Source organism: Telluria sp. BA11 (assembly GCF_056680305.1).
Genome location: NZ_CM155275.1, coordinates 2,556,644 through 2,573,550 on the forward strand (window position 1 = coordinate 2,556,644; position 16,907 = coordinate 2,573,550).

The window sequence follows — 16,907 nt, forward strand, 5'->3', positions numbered from 1 at the left end:
CAGCGCGATCAGTTGCGGCGCAGTTCGTCCTCGAGATCGCCAATCAGCTGCGCCACGGTGGGCGTGATGCCCTTGTCGCCCGGTGTATAGAACACGCCCGGCAGGACGCTGTCTTCTTCGAGCTGCGGCAGCAGTTCTTCGATCAGTTCTTCCAGCGAGAACGCCTGCGCGTCGTAGCCGTCCCATTCGAATTCGGCGCACAGCGTGGCGTATTCGTTGGCCGGCCACATCGGAAACACGAGGGTGCCGTCGTCCGTTTTGGCCAGCGCCCAGCCGTCCTGGTACAGGCCCCATACTTCGCGCGCCTCGGCCGCGCGCCGGATGAAATACTCGTAGCGTTCCGGTCCCGCCAGCGTCACGACGGCCGCCAGCTGCTGGCCGCCCAGCTTGATCGCCGAGATGATCTGTTCGCTCATCACCACTCCAGTCCATCGAGGCGTGATGCCCCACAACCGTCAGGATACGCCATCGGGATGCACGGGGTGCGTTTGTCACCTAACGAACGGCTGTGACGTGGCGGCCGGTGTCTTGACGACCGGGGGCGGTGTGGCGAGCAGGTCGTAGCGCACATCGTGCCGGTCGTCCGGTGGCGCATCGAGCACCAGAAAGGCGTCCCAGCCCAGCCGGCCCGGGCTGACGGCGTCCAGCGTGGTGTTGTGGACATCGGCCGCGCGCAGCACCAGCTCGACTTCGTATTCGAGGGCGACGCCGGTAAACAGCGCCAGCATGCTCTTGAGCGCGCGCGCGGCAAGCCCGCCTGGCAGAAAAGCCTGGAAGCCCGCATGCGCGAGCGGTCCGACGATCAGGCGCAGGCGCAGCGTGCGCTGCCAGACGCGCGCGCCGGCCAGCGCGTGCGTACCGAGAACCGCGCTGTCGTGGCCCAGCATCGACTGCTGCGCGGCCGGGATGTCGTACCAGGCGCCGATGAATTGTTCGGCCACGATCGGCTGGCCAAAATACTCCGACAGCACGCGCGCGAGCTGCACCGCCGACACCGGCCGGTGCCGGACCGACGCCGCAAAATAGCCGATCGATTCATCCAGCACGGCGCCGTCGCCCACGTCGCTCAAGCGCCGCCGCAGCGCCGCGTCACCCAGCCCGGCAAGACTCATCAACAGAGGCAGGAAGGAATCCTGGCCATCGAGCTGGTACTTCAGCGGCAGGCGGTACTTGCGCCAGGCGTCGTAGAACAGCGCCAGCGAGCGGTTCGAGAATGCGTCCAGGAAGGCGCGCGGACCGTCGTCTTCTTCCTCGTTCTTGTGGTGCGTCTGGTGCGCGGCGATGCGCTCGGTGTAATGCGCCGGCAGCACGCCGTTGCAGCCCAGCAGACCCATGAAGGCCGGCGTCAGGTGCACATGGCGCAGCGTACCTTCCTGCACCGCGTCGGCCAGCGCTGCGGCGTCGATCGGCAGCGCGAACGGCATGCCGATCGACAGGTCGCGCACATCGGCCTGGATGCTTTCGAGCTGGCTGGCCGGAAAACCCAGCGAGACCGAATTCTGGAAGCGCAGCATGTCCGCCACCAACCCGTGCGCCGGCTTGCCGCGGCGCCGCAGCCACAGCTCGAGCACCTGCACCGCCTGGAAAAAGTCGAAGCGCCACGGCTCGCGAAACAGCTGCTCGATTACAGCAGACTCAGATCGCCGCTTCGGGGTGCGCATCGCAGCAGTTCCTCGGACGATTGGTGGGACACGATCACCAGCTGGGTAAAGCTGTTGGCGTGCACGTACAGCGCCAGGAAGCGTTCGATGACGTGGGCGAAGAGGTGGATGCCGCTGCCGACGAACGCTTCTTCGTCGATACTGAGCCGCACCTCGATCCCGCGCACCAGGCAATTGAAGGGATTGCCGGACAACCAGGCGCTGGTGGGCGTATAGGCGATCGCGAGGATGCCGCCGATCTGGCGCGTCGAGGCAGCCGAACGGGGCACGTCGTGCAACGCCAGCATTTCGCGAAAGGCATCGACGCCGCCATCGGCCAGCGACAGGTGGTTCAGCGACAGCAGCGAAATCAGGCGCCACTGCGCGCTGCGGCCGCGTGTGAAGCGCCAGGTACGCGTTGGCTTGCGCAGGAACGTGATGGCGCGCGTGCCCGAGCCGCCTTCCGTGAACAGGTCACCCCCCGGCTGGCCGTACGGCAGCAGCGATGGCAGGTCGCGGTTGGTGCAGGTCAGTTCGAGATTGAGCGTGGTCTTTTCGACCTTGGCCGGATCGAAATCGATGTCGACGATCGTGATCTGGGTTTCGAAGCCGGGGCTGCGTTCGGCCAGCGCTTCATCGCGCGCCATGGCCCAGTAGTGGCCATTGTGCTGCGGCGTCTGCGCATGCTTGAGCGAGTAGAAGGGCTGGAACTTGATGATCGTTTCGCCCTGGGCCGTCTGGCGCACCATATTGACGTCGTTGATCGCATTGACCTCGTAGCCATAGGCGCGGCGCCCGTCGGCCAGCACCGGGTAATTGGCCTTGGCGTGGGTCAGCTGGATCGGTTCGCCGCGCTGGGGGAACAGGTTGATCACCGGCGTGCAGCCGGTGAGCAGGTTGTTGGTCGAGAGGGTACCGAGCATGCGCGCCAGGTTCGAGTCGCTGCGAATGCCGGCCAATGCCAGGTGCACCGTCAGCGCGCGCGTGCCGCGGGGCAGGGCGGCCGTCAGCATGGCCAGGTCGAGATCGACGAAGTTGAATTTTTCGGGAAAGCAGAAGTATTCGGTGAGCAGGCGATACGCCGCGTGCGAGCGCGCCGGGAAATCGATCAGCGCCTCGTCGTCGCCAAAGCCCGCGCTGCGTACCGGCAGCGCCGGCAGCGCGATCCAGTGCCCGCCATCGGCCTGCACGTACGCCGCAACCGTGCGCACCAGCAGCGCGTCGCGCAGCGCCGCGCACAGCGACGGCTCGCCATCGAGGAACAGGCGCAGCGCCGGCAGCGCCAGCGCATCGAGTCCGCGCCCGTCGCAGGTGATGGCCACGCGCACGCTGATGCTGGCCGTGGCGCCGGCCGGCAAGCGCACGGTGTCGGGCGCGCCGATGATCGGGGAGAACGCCGCGCGCGTGATGGCCAGCGGCGCGACCGTCACCGGATACACGGTGCGAAATGTGCATTCCACGCCGCGCACGGGCCGCGTGTTGAATGCGGCGCCGCGTCCGATCGTCGTCACGCTCGTCTGCTGGGCGGCAGCAGTGGCAGCGGTAACAGCGGTGCCGGTGGTGCTGGGGGTAATGGCGGGGCCGAGCTGCGCGATCGAGCACGATGGAAAAGGGCGCAGGTAGTGCGGGTAGAGCACGCCGAACAGCGCTTCGGTGAATTCGGGATAATCGTCATCGAGACGCCGGGCGATGCGCGCGTTGAGAAACGCGAACGACTGGATCATGCGTTCGGTGTGCGGGTCTTCGCAGACTTCACCACTGATCAACAGGCGCCCGGCGACGCGCGGATAGCGTTCGGCGAATTCGCGCAGGTTGTGGCGCAGGTAGGCCAGTTCGCTTTCGTAATAGGGCAGGAGCTGGTCCATCTCAGGCTTCCTTCGCGACTGCCGTCGCTGCTGCCATTGTTCCCGCCGCGCGGCCGGCCTTGCGGATGCTGTACTGGAGCGTGGACGGCTGCAGCACGGCGTCGAAGTTGACCGGCTCTTGCGACACGCTCCCTACCAGCACCGCCGTGATCGAAAAGCTCAGGCGATTGATCGACGGGCCGGCCGCCTCGTCGCGCAGCGCCAGCTGCGCCTTCACACCGGTCAGGCGCGGCTCATGGCGCGTGATGGCCGCTTCGATGCAGGCGCAGATGTGGGCCCGGTCCGAAGGGCTCGAGAGCGAGCGGTCGGCGAAATCGCACAGGCCGTAGTCGACCATGGATGTCTTGCATTCGGTGTAGCCGGCAAGCTCGCCTTCCTGGATGATCGAACGCGTATTCAAAAGCGCCTCGATGTCGCGCGCCACCGCATCCTTCAACTCGTCGACATTCAGGCGCACGACGACGACGCCCTGGCGTACCGGCTGGCCGAGCAGACGGTCGAACAGATCCGGCGTGTATCCCTTCATGGAACGTTCCTTCGCAGTGGAGCAGAGGGAGGGCATGCGGAATGTTGCATGGTGAAAACCAATCGCATGTTGCCATGCGGTTCGTCGCCAAACGTTGATGAACTTCACGTGGGCAACTCTATGTCGTCGTTATTGTTTCTTTCCGGCCATAACAACTGGGAAGACAGCACCATGACAAGCAAAGTTCTCTGGGGCGAAGGTCTGCTGCTGCGCCCCCAGCACTTCCAGCGCCAAGATGCGTACCACGAGCATTGCCTGTTCAAGAGCGTCAAGGCAGCCCACCCCTATGCCTGGGGCGTGGAGCTGTGCGAGATCGACCGCGAGGCGCTGGCCAGCAGCATGCTGCGTGTGACCGGGCTGGCGCTGCGCTTCCAGGATGGCGAGCTGTACGAGGCGCCCGGCAGCGACGAGCTGCCCGCCACGATCGACCTCAGCACGCTGGCGCAAACCGTGCAGGCGGTGACGTATTACGCGGCGCTGCCGGGCCTCAAACCCTTCAATGCCAACTTCGTGCAGCCGGGCCAGGCCGCGACGTCGGCCGACAACGCGGCGCGCTTCATGCAGGCGAACCTGGAAGCGCCCGACCTGTTCACGCAGGCCGCGCCGGTGCAGCTGGCCTATCTGCGGCGCGCGCTGCGGCTGGTGGCCGAGTTCGAGCCGCGCGACGCCTACATCCACTTCCCGCTGCTGCGCGTGCATCGCACGCCCACCGGCGGCTTCGAACCCGATCCGGCCCTGGTGCCGCCGGCCCTGTCGGTGGGCGCGTCACCGGTGCTGTTCCAGGGTTTGCGGCGCCTGCTCGACGCGCTGCAGGCCAAGGTCGGCGCGCTGTACGGCCACCACCGCGAACCGACCCGCAACGTGATCGAATTCCGCTCGGGCGACATGTCGTCGTTCTGGCTGCTGCACACGGCCAGCGCGGCCTACGCGGCGCTGACGCACCACTTTCATCATCCGGCGCTGCATCCGGAGCGCCTGTTCCAGTCGCTGCTGGACGTGGCCGGCGGTTTGATGACGTTCTCGAAGAGCTGGACCCTGGCCGACCTGCCGGCCTACCAGCACGGCGATCCCGGCCCGGCCTTCGCGAAGCTGCACATGATCATCCGCGAACTGCTCGACACGGTCATCTCGGCCAAGTACTTCGGGATCGCGCTCAACGAGGTGCGCCCGTCGTACCACATCGGGATGCTCGACTCGGGCAAGATCGACGACGACACCACGTTCTATATCGCGGTATCGGCCGACATCGCGGCGCTCAAACTGGTCGAGATCGTGCCGCTGCGCTTCAAGGTCGGCGCACCGGACGACGTCGAGAAGTTCGTGCTCTCGGCGCTGCCCGGCGTGCGCCTGCAGTATTCGCCGCAGCCGCCAGCCGCCATCCCCGTGCGGCCCGAAACCTGCTACTTCAGCCTGGAATCGAAAGGGCCGATGTTCGAGCGCATGCTCAAGGCGCAGTCGATCTCGATCTACGCGCCGGAAGGATTGAGGGAACTCAAGCTGGAATTGCTGGCCGTGGTGGCGTGAAGGGGCGCTGCCGACCCGGTGGGGATAAACCTGTGGATAAGTCTGAATACTCAGCCGTGCCGCTGTATGCACGGGTTTTGCACCAGCAAAGGCGCAACACATCGGCGCAATTTAGCGGTGCATTTAATTCCCGATGGAAACTATGACGTATGATAAACCCCTCTTTACGACACGATTTGACGCGCAATGACCACTGCCATGGCCACCCCACCAAAGGCCGAGATGCCGCCAGCCCTGCTCGCTGAACTGAGCGCCTGGGCCCAACAGTATGCGCACGACGCCGGCGCCGGTCTGCGCGACGCACTGGCAACGGCCGACAGCGAGAAGCTGGCGCTGCAGGCCGATCTGGACGAAGCCCGGGCGGCACACGATCACGCCCAGTCGATGGCTGAAGAGCGCGACGAAGAAATCCAGCGCCTGACGGCCGAACTGCGCAACGCACGCCAGATCGCCACTGACGCCCTGGTCGGCAAGGCCAAGGACCAGCTGGCGATCGACGGCAAGGATGCGCAACTGGCCGATCTGCGCCAGCAGCTCGAACGCAATGTGACGGCCACGGCGGCCGAGTCGGATGCGCGTCTGCAGGCTCAGATGGACCTGATCGGCGCCACGACCGAGCGCGACAACCTGATGGGCGAGCTGAAGGATTTGCAGGCGAAACTCGATACGTCGCGCACCGAGCGCAGCGCACTGCGGGCCGAGCTCGAAGCCCTGCGTTCACGCAAATAACACCCTCTGCACCGCACAACGACAAAGGCCCCGGCGCTGTGAAGCACCGGGGCCTTTGTCACTCTTGCTACGGTCTTGCTTACTCTTGCGATGCGGCCGTCACGTCGAGCGTGATGGCTTTCAGGCCCAGAACAGCGCTGCTCTGCTGACGAATCTGGTTGGCATACGCTGCATCACCGTTGAGCTTGCGGCCGTACGAAGGAATCATTTCCTTCATCTTGGCTTGCCACTCTGGCGTGGCCAGCTTGTCCTTGAACGCCGATGCCGCGATCACTTTCAGCATGATCGGCGCAGCGGTCGAGGCGCCTGGCGACGCGCCCAGCAGGGCAGTGACCGAACCGTCGTTCGATGCCACGACTTCGGTACCGAACTGCAGCAGGCCGCCCTTGGCCGGATCGTCCTTGACAATCTGCACGCGCTGACCTGCGTTGACCAGTTTCCAGTCTTCGTTCTTGGCTTCCGGCAGGTACTCACGCAGGGTTGCCACGCGGTCTTCCTGCGACTGCATCACTTGCTCGACCAGGTACTTGGTCAGCGGGATGTTGTCGATACCGGCTTGCACCATTGGACGCACGTTGCCAGTGTTGACCGAGGCCGGCAGGTCGATCCACGAACCATTTTTCAGGAACTTGGTCGAGAACGTGGCAAACGGGCCAAACAGCAGGGCTTTCTTGCCATCGATAACGCGGGTGTCCAAGTGCGGCACCGACATTGGCGGCGAACCGACCGATGCCTTGCCATACACCTTGGCGTGGTGCGCCTCGATCAGCGCCGGGTTGGTCGTGACGAGCCACTGGCCACCGACCGGCACGCCGCCGAAGCCCTTGGCTTCAGGAATACCGGTCTTTTCCAGCAGTGGCAGTGCGCCGCCGCCAGCGCCGATGAACACGAATTTCGTGCTCACGGTCGACAGCTTGTTGTCCGCCAGGTTCTTGACGGTGACGTTCCACAGGCCATTTTCGCCGCGCTTGATGTCTTCGACCTGGGTACGCAGGTTCAGCGTCATCCCGTGCGAGTCGGTCAGGTGCTTGACCATGCTGCGGGTCAGGGCGCCGAAGTTGACGTCGGTACCGATTTCCATGCGGGTGGCAGCCACTTTTTGCGCTGCGTCGCGGCCATTCATGACCAGCGGCGCCCACTTGCGGATTTCTGCCTGGTCTTCGCTATACAGCATGCCCTTGAACAGGTTTTCCTTCTGCAGTGCGGCGTAGCGCTTGCGCAGGAAGTTGATGTTGTCGTCGCCCCAGACAAAGGCCATGTGCGGCACATTGTTGATGAAGGTCTGCGGCGCGCCCAGGTACTGCTTTTGCACCTGGTAAGCCCAGAACTGTTTCGACACTTCGAACTGCTCGTTGATGTCGACCGCCTTCTTGGTGTCGATGGTACCGTCCGGCATTTCCGGCGTGTAGTTCAGCTCGGCGAAACCGGAGTGACCGGTGCCGGCGTTGTTCATGGCATCCGAACTTTCGGCCGAGACCGAGTCCATGCGTTCGTACATCTGGATCGTCAGTTCCGGATCAAGTTCCTTGAGCATCGTCCCGAGCGTAGCGCTCATGACGCCGGCACCGATCAGGACAACGTCGACCGGCTTGTCATTGGCTGGAGCGGGCGCTTTCGAGCACGAAGCAACGATGAAGCAAGAAAGGACGACTAATAGCCCCCGGTGTCAGAATAGTTGTCGCGTCACCTGATTAAGTGAAGTCATACCGGGGACGGGCAAGAGAGAATGTGTGAAGCAGTATCCAGCAGAACGAAAAGAGGCGATGTTGCGGCAGATGATGCCGCCCCAGAACCGGTTGGTGTCGGAATTGGCGCGGGAGAGCGGGATCACCGAGCAGACGCTTTATACTTGGCGCCGTCAACTTCGTGATCAAGGAACACCGGTGCCAGGTAGTGGGAAAAATGCTGAGGAATGGACCTCGGAGGACAAGTTCGCGGTGGTGCTGGAAACGGCAGCGTTAAACGAGAGCGAACTGTCGGAGTATTGTCGCCGGAAGGGACTATTTGCAGAGCAGATCGCCACGTGGCGAGCCGCATGCATGGCCGCCAACGTGAGCATGGTGCAGCAGACGCGGGCGCAACAGGTCCAGTCGAAGGAAGACAAGAAGCGGATTCGGCAGTTGGAGAAAGACTTGCAGCGCAAGGAGAAGGCGCTGGCTGAAGCCGCAGCGTTGCTGATCCTGCGAAAAAAAGCCCAGGCGATCTGGGGGGACAAAGAGGAAGACTGATCAGCGTCCCAGATCGCCTGTCATGTGTAGGGTTGATCCGTGAAGCCGAAGCTGCAGGCAGCCGGTTGTCACCGGCCTGCCGCGAGCTCGGCATCACCCTACGGACGTTTCAACGCTGGGTGCGGGCTGGGGATGATGCTGTAGCCGTCGACAGCCGCCCGACCTGCATCAGGCCTGAGCCGGCCAACAAGCTCACTGACAACGAGCGTACCGAGATTCTGGCTGTCGCCAACAGCGAGGAATTCGCCAGTCTGCCACCGAGTCAGATCGTGCCGACGCTGGCTGATCGAGGCATCTATGTAGCCTCGGAATCGAGCTTCTACCGCGTCTTGAAGTCGGCCTCGCAACAGCACCATCGCGGCAAGGCAAAGAAGCCGAGTGAACGCGTCGTCACGAGCCATTGCGCCATGGCGCCGAACCAGGTTTGGAGTTGGGACATTACGTGGCTGCCGGCCGCGATCAAGGGCAAGTACCACTACTGGTACATGGTGCTCGACATCTACAGCCGCAAGATCATCGGTCACGAAGTTCATGAGGCCGAGTCGGCGGAATCGGCGTCACGGCTGATGCGGCGGGCCAGTCTGGCCGAGGGATTGGCAGGCAGGCCGCTCGTACTGCACTCGGATAACGGCAGTGCAATGAAAGGCTCGACCATGCTGGCCACATTGGAGCAACTCGGCGTTGCCCCGTCGTTCAGCAGGCCGCGTGTGAGCAACGACAATGCCTACGCTGAGTCCTTGTTCAGGACCTGCAAATATCGGCCGGATTACCCAAGTAAGCCGTTCGCGACGCTCGAACAAGCGCGGGCATGGACGCAGAAATTTGTGCGCTGGTACAACCAGGATCACAAACACAGCGGCCTGAAATTCGTGACGCCGGCACAGCGCCATGGCGGCCAGGCTGAAGCGATTCTCGAGCATCGCGAACAGGTATATCGAGAAGCGAAAAGCCGCAATCCTCGGCGCTGGTCGCGCAATGTCAGGAACTGGACTTTGGATGGTCAAGTCTGGTTGAATCCGGAACGGATTCGACCAGAGAAACTACAGCAGGTCGTGTGAGGTGACGCGACAACTACGTTGACAAACACCGATAGCGAGTTGCGCATACGAGTATCACCTGAAAAAATGTGTGCGATGGCCTGGCATGCAACATCTGATTTAAAAATTCGACGGCTCGGTAATGGCGCATCCCGGAAGTAACCGGAGGCGCCATCAGAGAACGGGTTGTCGGGATCTGTCGCGGCAATCCACCGCAACAAGCCTCGACAACCGACGCAATAGCAACGGCGATGCATTGCTGCGACCGGGTCTCGATCATGGCGACATCGCGGGTTGGCAAACAAGGATATAACGCGTTGACAGGAGAGTCAGGCGGGCCAGTCAATATCCCTGGCGTCCATCGAAACTGGGGGTAACTCTTGTATAGGAGTTGGGTAAGTATAGCCCAAACAAATCAGCCTTGCTTGGGGCTGGCCCCCTTAAAAGGCCGTCTCAGTATTCAAGCGGTAGCGTTCTGCGTACTACTACTGAGGCGGTCGCGCGACGTTTGTGCGGTGGGTTTCTTGGGGTGTGCGATGCGGGTGTTGAGCCGCTTTTGAACGAGCGATTGAATCCGGCCGATATGGACACATGTAGGATGTTTGGTCCGGGATTCGATGAACATGACCCATGCCACTAGCGTTGCTACCCCGTCAGCGCCGCAAATCCTGATGATCGACGGCGCGAGCATCCGCGACATCGCCTCGTTTTATGACGAGATCAACCGCGTCTTCATGGTGGGCGAGGATTGGCAGCTCGGCGCCAGCCTCGATGGCCTGGATGACATGCTATACGGTGGCTATGGCGTCCTGCGCGGCAAGGCCCCGGCAATCGTCGTCTGGGACGATATGGACAACAGCCGTATTGCTCTGGGCGTCGAGGCGACCCGGGCTTACTATCTCGCAAAGCTCGAGCATCCGCAAGTGTTCAAACCTGGCCCAATTCACGCGGCATTGGCGCGCCTTGGGCAGGGCGGGCCGACTTACTTTGATCTGGTGATGCAGGTATTTTCTGATCATCCGAACATCACATTGCGCGCGGCTGACAAGTGATATCCGCCTTCGCATTGACACGACAAGTAATTGCTCGGTGAACGATGACTCGTGCAACTAACGCTATGCACCAGGTTTATTGCTTGTGGCGCGTTTATGAACGCGCCACAGCTGTGGGCGAACAATAAAGTTCGACACAAGCCCGGTTATGAGGCGAACGATTCGACATGTTGGACATGCCAATAAAGTCTGACACAAACGCAAGTCGAAGCTCCGAAAATCTCAAGATTGCAACAATAAAGTTCGATACAACCAGCTGGTTCCTTCGCCCTATACGACTGGCCGCTTTCGATCATGAACAACTTTGATTTTGCCTCGTCAAAACACAACTTTTGAAATTTATATAAGCGCTTATGTAAATAAGTGTATTATCCAAACATGAAACAAGGACTCGGCACCAAGTTGCGCCATCTTATCGAGCTGCTCGACGGCGCAGTGGCCGCTTCCTATATGGAGGCCGGCCTAAGCTACCGCCCGCGCTATACCCCCGTCATGCGAGCACTGGCGATACGTGAGCCGCGCACTATTGGCGACATTGCCGCAACGGCTGGCATCACGCAGCCGGCGGCAACGCAGACCCTTGCATTGATGCTGAAGGAAGAGCTTGTCATCCGCATGTCATCCGGAGATGGACGACAAAAGCTCATCGGGTTGTCGGAGCGAGGGCGGGCGCTGCTCCCGCAACTGCAGTGCTGCTGGGCTGCGACGAATGCGGCCGCTGCGAGTCTGGATGCAGATCTGGAATACCCGCTTTCGGAAGTACTGGCGCAAGCAATCGCTGCGCTGGAAGCACGGCCGTTCGAAGCACGTATCCATGCCGCGCGCGAGCGAACCGACCACGAGGAGCCGTCATGAGTACCCAGCAATATGCCGTACCTTCCGCAATTCCGCTGCGCACCCGCATCCTGCGATATCCTTTGATCCTGGCGATCGTGGGCATCCTGGCGACAATCGTGCCGATGTTTGTAACGCTGGGTCTTAGCGAACTCGTGCCGAAACCGCTGCGCCTCGGCTGGCCCATGCTGCTGTCGGCTGCTGTCGCGGTAGCTGGCTATCGTTGGTTTGTAATGCGTCTGGAACGGCGCCCGATCACTGAGCTGGCTTTGGCTGGCGCGGGACGTGAACTATGGGGCGGACTCGGCATCGGCGCACTGCTCGTCGTGGCGACGTATTCAGTACTGCTGGCCAGTGGCGCCTTCACCATCACCGGCGCAGCGGCTACGGGCGTGCTGCTGAAGCCTTTTCCTGAACAAGTAATGGTGGCCGTTTTCGAGGAGATCGTGTTCCGCGCCATTGTCTTCGGCATGCTACAGAAATTCTGGGGCACGAAAATTGCACTGGGCGTGTCGACCGTGATTTTTGTTGTCGCCCACATGCCGAACGAAGGTTTCAGCGTGCTCGGCGCGGCAATGACGGCGGCGGCATCGCTTGCCCTCTCCGGCGCCTATCTGCTCTCTGGCCGCCTTTGGCTGCCGATCAGCATGCATTTCGCATGGAATTACTTCAGTGATGCCGTGTTCGCGGTCCCGGTCTCCGGCCACCTCGCTCGCGGCTGGCTGCAAGTGGCCACAAGCGGCCCAGCATGGCTGTCCGGCGGGACTTACGGCATCGAAGGTTCCATCGTCACCGGCATCACTTGGTCTATGGCCGCCATCGCACTGCTCACGATCGCACACCGACGCGGTCATTGGCACTGAGACTATAGAGCCAACTCCAGAGCTGCCCGCCCGTTGATGTCCAGCTGCCGTCCGGTTGCTGGCACCGCACGACAAACTGCCGCACACATTGGATCGCTTTGCCATTATCTTTGCGGAAGTTCGCGCTCGTCTTGAAGTCGGGTGCCGAGCCCCTGTAGACCTCCATCATAGGCTCAGGAGCGTCTAATGAGATCGTGGCAGTTCAAAGTACAAGTCTCGAAAATATCTACGATGTGCGGCATTGTTCAAACGAAGTATCGAACCACCCACCAGGAACGCATTTGCCGGAAACGAGGGCGCGAATATTGTCGACGCGTGCTCGGTACACAATTGGACTCCTGATCGGATGGAATTGATTTGGTGCCTTGATCATCGCGACTAAACCAATGAACTCATCTTCAGTCGTTTGGCTCAGCTTCTTGCCAACATAGCTTTTTGCAGCTTGCGGTAAACCACGGATTTGCTGGTTTCCGTAACGTCCCATGTAGACGTATGAAACATATATGGCAAGCTGGCTCTCCTTGTTTAGCCTGGCATTCAATACGACTGCCATGACATCGCGGCCCAGGTCGACCTTTTTGCAGCAACTAAAGACACCGCGGTAGAGCGTTTGAAGTACGCCCGTTGGCCCTTCTAAATCCGCTCCGGACAAATAAACATCGCGCGCGACAGCAGAAGAGATCGTGGCGAAACCTTGTCCATTTCCTATGCTGATGCCGCTGTGGTGGAAGAATGTTGGATCTTCAACCAAGGTCAGGATTTTTGTTTGCCTTGCTGTTAGCAGCGCTTCGGGCTGTGTGTGCACATCGGCTAGGACATTGTCGAATGTCACGTAGGCCCAGCAGGCAACGATTACGAGATAGCCGGCCAGGCAAGCCGGGAGCGCGAGTAGCATTTTGCTTCTGCGTGATATTGGCACGGTGCTTGTCCTGTTAAACGGAAGGCGTGTCGGCGCGGCGTGCACCATGCCCTAGACTGGATGTCAGTTGCTTGGTCAACCGTTCCAGTTGAAGCGCCAAAAAATAGCAGCAGACCAGCACGGGAAGGTAGACGGTAAATGTCCATGCCTGGGTCTCGCCAAGGAACGTGCGGTACATGCCAACGGCCGCTAGTACGATGAACATATGTGAGAGATACAACTCGTAGCTCAGACTTCCCATCCGCGCGAGCCACTGCAGCGGACGGTGCTGCGCCGGCGGATGGGCTGTGAAGGCGAGCAGCATCAGGCAGGTCCCGACGCACATGAGAGTCAACCCGGACCTGAAAAGGTGGCGGTGCACCAGGACAGGCCATACGAGTACCGCCACGATGCAGCACACGCCGACAAGCCCAATAGCACACGTGATATGCACACCAGGTCGCCAGCGACGTGCAAGCATTGCAGCCAATACTCCCCACGCAATAGCTGCCATTCCAGGCAGGTATGCCTTCTCACGCCAAACCTCGTCGTTGGGGGGGATGAGTGCACGCAGCGGCGTCAGGCTCAGTGCCCAAACAAGCAACAAGCCGACCAGGAGCCGACGAGGTAGCCACAGGCAAAGCAAGGGAAAGCCAAAGTAGAAAACCTCTTCGATCGACAGCGACCAAAGCACATCCCAGCCTCCAGGCGCATACGTCGTACGACCTTCGTACCAGTTGAACGTGAATGTCAGTGCTGAGCTCAGTAGCCCCCCAACGGTTTGCTGTGGGGATTCCGGCGCGAATCCTGGTACTCCTAGCAAAGCCAGCAGCGTCAAAATCGCCAGGATCAGGAACAGCAAGGGGAATATGCGCACGGCGCGTGCCACATAGAAGCGACGCACGTTGACCCGCCGGAGATCGCCATCAAGGTCGACAATGCGCGTCGTGATAAGGAAACCGGAGATGACGAAAAATATGAAGACTGCCTCATACCCATTGAAACTAATGGCTTCGATTAATCGTTTGGGTAGCCATTCGCCGACCAGACTTGGCCCCAACGGCAAGCGGAATGGCAATGCTAGATGATGGACAATCACCAAGAGGATTGCCAGGCCACGCAAGCAGTCGATTCCGAAGTTGCGAGATGCATAGGTCGAGTGGGCCTTTGCCGGCGCAAGCACGGGCAAGCGGGAATCAATTTCACGCGGGGTCAATGTCATATTGTCTGTCGTATTGTTGAATGTGTACGCGGCTGGAACAACTCGGCTTTCACCGCAAAGCGCTCTTAATTCGTGACGGAGCCGATCAGTTGACGAAAGTCGGCGATAAAGCCGTCCCGCGTTAGCAGCCCGATCGGCACATGCTTGGGTTGGGCATCATCCTTTTGGATTAGTCTTGCGAAGACGATGGTCCGACCGGCCTTCGACGCCCACCCGATGTACCAGCCCCAACCGCTCGAGGCGCCAGTCTTGCCGTGGGCCTGCCATCCTCCGGATACCGGGCCGAATTTGGTCAGCTTTTCAGTCATCGCGTAGGCATGATGACTGACACCGAGGCGACGGTTGACGAGCTTGGTAAGGAAGGCCACTTGCTCCAGAGGGGAAATGCGCAGCGATGAACCGATACAGGAAAGCGTAAGGCCGTCATGTTCCTGGTCCCCAAGCACGTCCGCATTTCCATATCCGAACTTGCGGGTGTATTCGGCAAAACGCTCTTTCCCCAACGATAACGTAACCTGCTGAGAGAACCAGACAACTGAATCGTTCATCCATTTGGTCGGATCGGTTGGATGCAGCCATGACTCACGCCAGTCGACATATCCCGCTCGGTATGGCAACACAGGCCGATGCTCATCCTTTAAAAAGCCGGAGTCATACCCCATCAGGCTGATCGCAATCTTGAAGGTTGAAGCTGGCGTGACACGGCGGCTGCAATCGCCGTGCTGGACAAGTTGATTTCCGCTCACCGCGTCGGCGATTACCGTGCAAATTTCCGCAGCGGCAGCGCTGGCACCGATGGCACTGAAGAAAACTCCAGCTGCGAGGTAGCGATATTTCATTGTTAATCCTCTAGATCATTTGGGCCGGATTCACCGGATTCTTGAATAAGCTCCGCCCTGCCCTGTTTCAGCGGCTTCTTTGAAATCAGTAGGTGACTGCGACAACTGGCGCAGGGAAAGTGCAGTTAGTGGCGCTTATCCACGTGGGCCCAACGGGACGTCATCCAGCACGGCTTGTGGATCTATGTGTGTCCCATTGCGAGAAACCTCAAAATGCAGATGCGGACCGGTTACTTTCCCAGTCGCGCCTGACAAAGCAATCTGGTGGCCTGCCCGAACTATTTGGCCAGCTCTGACAGTGCGGCCATCCAGGTGCGCATACAAGGTGCGTGTACCGTCATCGTGCTCGATGACGACAACCTTCCCGTAGCGTGAGCCGCCCTCATAATGATCGGTTGAGATGACTACCCTCCCATTTGCAGGAGTGAACACAACGGTTCCGCGCGGCGCACCAAAGTCCATGCCATTGTGGGGCCTCCCGCCAGGACGATTGATGGAACCAAACGAACTTGTCACGTATAGGCGTGCAAGAGGAGCTCGCCATGCTGTGCCAGTGGGCTGCATACCGGCCGAGCTGGCGAGGTGAGCAGTCTCGGGCGAGACTTGCGCAGGTTCGTTCCACGCGAACTGGGGCTGCAACAACACGCTGGCACTGCATAGGGCGGGAAGCAGCAGCAGAGTTGTCATGCCCACCACCCCGGGACGTGGCGCAGGCTGTGCGTCGCGAATCAAGCGAATACGCTCGGCCACGCTCTGCGCTCCATGGAAGCCGAAGGCGAGGACTGCAGGGGCGCTTGGCGATACCTCACCTGCTTTCAGCTGCACCGTCAGTTGCGCTAGTAGCGCGGCTGCATAGCTGCGGCGTTCGCTAACTGAACGGTCTTCCAGCACGGCGCGGTCGCAGCCAAGCTCCACAGCCCATCGCAGCGAGCGGTTGAAACTGTACACAGATGGAACAAACCACAAGGGCACCAGCAATAGCATGCTCGCATGCTGCCAAAGGTGATCGCGGCGGCGTAGGTGCATCAGTTCATGCGCGACAATCAATTGCTGCTGTACCGGTGGCAACTTCCGCATGTGGGATGGCAGTACCAGGACAGGATGGATTAGGCCGGCCAAGAGCGGCGAAATCGGCGCCTCGACCTCTAGAACAGGCAGTTCTACGCTGCGATGCGGACTGAATGCACGGTGGGCATGAAGCGCTTGGCGATCAAGACGCTCCGCGATCGACATGAGTGCCCGTAAAGTACGGTAGGGTTGATACAGGCGGAATGCGTACCAGGTGGCACCTATGATATACAACGCCAACCAAACCCGGGCGAGTGTCGAAAGCGTGTCGTCGGAAGACAGATTGTTCACGCCGTTCTCAACGAACGCCGTAATGTGGGCGGCGGGCAGGTGCTTTGCCAGTTCCGCCACAGCAGGTTTTTGTTCAATGGCAAACAGACTCAGCTGGGAGGCTACAGGCGACGACACCACAATCAGCGTCGTTGCACCAACTAGCTGTGCCAGCAACCATGGAGTGCGTCTTGCAATCATGCTGGGCAAATAACGCTGCGTCACCCGTAAAATGAACCAAGCAACGGTGCAGGTGAGCAAAGTAGTAATACTCGCCTGCAGGAACATCAGCGTGAAGCTCGAGAAGAGCAT

Annotated in this window: 14 protein-coding genes and 1 pseudogene; 6 read left to right on the forward strand and 9 right to left on the reverse strand. The window is 60.6% G+C overall.

What is annotated here, in order from left to right:
• Positions 1–8 precede the first annotated feature (8 nt).
• The 4 genes from AC1MGT_RS11180 to tssE form a co-directional block, all read right to left on the reverse strand.
• Positions 9–416 carry a DUF2750 domain-containing protein gene (locus tag AC1MGT_RS11180; protein WP_183554928.1) on the reverse strand — a complete coding sequence of 136 codons (408 nt, stop codon included), beginning with the start codon at positions 414–416 and terminating at the stop codon, positions 9–11.
• A 75-nt stretch (positions 417–491) separates the two neighbouring features.
• Positions 492–1,661 (reverse strand): type VI secretion system baseplate subunit TssG, encoded by a 1,170-nt coding sequence (tssG, locus tag AC1MGT_RS11185; protein ID WP_499504207.1) that lies wholly within the window; start codon positions 1,659–1,661, stop codon positions 492–494.
• On the reverse strand, positions 1,625–3,505 hold the full coding sequence (gene tssF, locus AC1MGT_RS11190) for a type VI secretion system baseplate subunit TssF (RefSeq protein WP_499504208.1): 1,881 nt from the start codon (positions 3,503–3,505) through the stop codon (positions 1,625–1,627). The genes tssG and tssF overlap by 37 nt, the downstream gene beginning before the upstream one ends.
• Before the next feature lies 1 nt (position 3,506).
• On the reverse strand, positions 3,507–4,031 hold the full coding sequence (tssE, locus tag AC1MGT_RS11195) for a type VI secretion system baseplate subunit TssE (RefSeq protein ID WP_499504209.1): 525 nt from the start codon (positions 4,029–4,031) through the stop codon (positions 3,507–3,509).
• A 171-nt stretch (positions 4,032–4,202) separates the two neighbouring features.
• On the opposite strand from tssE, the gene tssK reads away from it, so the two are divergent.
• Both tssK and AC1MGT_RS11205 read left to right on the forward strand, forming a co-directional pair.
• Entirely contained in the window at positions 4,203–5,555 is a 1,353-nt protein-coding gene (gene tssK / locus AC1MGT_RS11200) for a type VI secretion system baseplate subunit TssK (protein WP_499504210.1), read from the forward strand.
• A 198-nt stretch (positions 5,556–5,753) separates the two neighbouring features.
• Positions 5,754–6,284, forward strand: a complete 531-nt coding sequence (locus AC1MGT_RS11205) for a DNA-binding protein (RefSeq protein WP_499504211.1) — start codon at positions 5,754–5,756, stop codon at positions 6,282–6,284.
• A gap of 79 nt (positions 6,285–6,363) precedes the next feature.
• Here the strand turns inward: AC1MGT_RS11205 and mqo are convergent.
• Positions 6,364–7,941: pseudogene (gene mqo / locus AC1MGT_RS11210) on the reverse strand (malate dehydrogenase (quinone)); the annotation flags it as partial.
• Positions 7,942–8,014: 73 nt separating this feature from the next.
• Here mqo and AC1MGT_RS11215 point away from each other — a divergent pair.
• The 4 genes from AC1MGT_RS11215 to AC1MGT_RS11230 all read left to right on the forward strand — a co-directional run bounded on the left by AC1MGT_RS11215 (position 8,015) and on the right by AC1MGT_RS11230 (position 12,298).
• A protein-coding gene (locus AC1MGT_RS11215) for an IS3 family transposase (RefSeq protein ID WP_499501569.1) occupies positions 8,015–9,570 on the forward strand; the annotation gives its coding sequence in 2 pieces (ribosomal slippage) (positions 8,015–8,477 and positions 8,477–9,570; 1,557 coding nt in all).
• A gap of 596 nt (positions 9,571–10,166) precedes the next feature.
• Complete coding sequence (locus AC1MGT_RS11220; RefSeq protein WP_499504212.1) at positions 10,167–10,601, forward strand: barstar family protein; 435 nt, start codon at positions 10,167–10,169, stop codon at positions 10,599–10,601.
• 378 nt (positions 10,602–10,979) lie between these two features.
• Positions 10,980–11,456 (forward strand): MarR family winged helix-turn-helix transcriptional regulator, encoded by a 477-nt coding sequence (locus AC1MGT_RS11225; protein WP_499504213.1) that lies wholly within the window; start codon positions 10,980–10,982, stop codon positions 11,454–11,456.
• Entirely contained in the window at positions 11,453–12,298 is an 846-nt protein-coding gene (locus AC1MGT_RS11230; protein WP_499504214.1) for a CPBP family intramembrane glutamic endopeptidase, read from the forward strand. Before AC1MGT_RS11225 ends, AC1MGT_RS11230 begins: the two co-directional genes overlap by 4 nt.
• 226 nt (positions 12,299–12,524) lie before the next feature.
• Here AC1MGT_RS11230 and AC1MGT_RS11235 read toward each other — a convergent pair whose 3' ends face one another.
• The 4 genes from AC1MGT_RS11235 to AC1MGT_RS11250 form a co-directional block, all read right to left on the reverse strand.
• Positions 12,525–13,193, reverse strand: coding sequence for a transglycosylase domain-containing protein (locus AC1MGT_RS11235; protein ID WP_499504215.1), 669 nt, complete (start codon positions 13,191–13,193; stop codon positions 12,525–12,527).
• Between the two features lie 37 nt (positions 13,194–13,230).
• Positions 13,231–14,418 (reverse strand): acyltransferase family protein, encoded by a 1,188-nt coding sequence (locus AC1MGT_RS11240; RefSeq protein WP_499504216.1) that lies wholly within the window; start codon positions 14,416–14,418, stop codon positions 13,231–13,233.
• A gap of 65 nt (positions 14,419–14,483) precedes the next feature.
• Entirely contained in the window at positions 14,484–15,257 is a 774-nt protein-coding gene (blaOXA, locus tag AC1MGT_RS11245; RefSeq protein WP_499504217.1) for a class D beta-lactamase, read from the reverse strand.
• A 135-nt stretch (positions 15,258–15,392) separates the two neighbouring features.
• The gene (locus AC1MGT_RS11250; protein WP_499504218.1) at positions 15,393–16,907 is read right to left on the reverse strand and encodes a M56 family metallopeptidase; all 1,515 of its coding nucleotides are present in this window, start codon (positions 16,905–16,907) and stop codon (positions 15,393–15,395) included.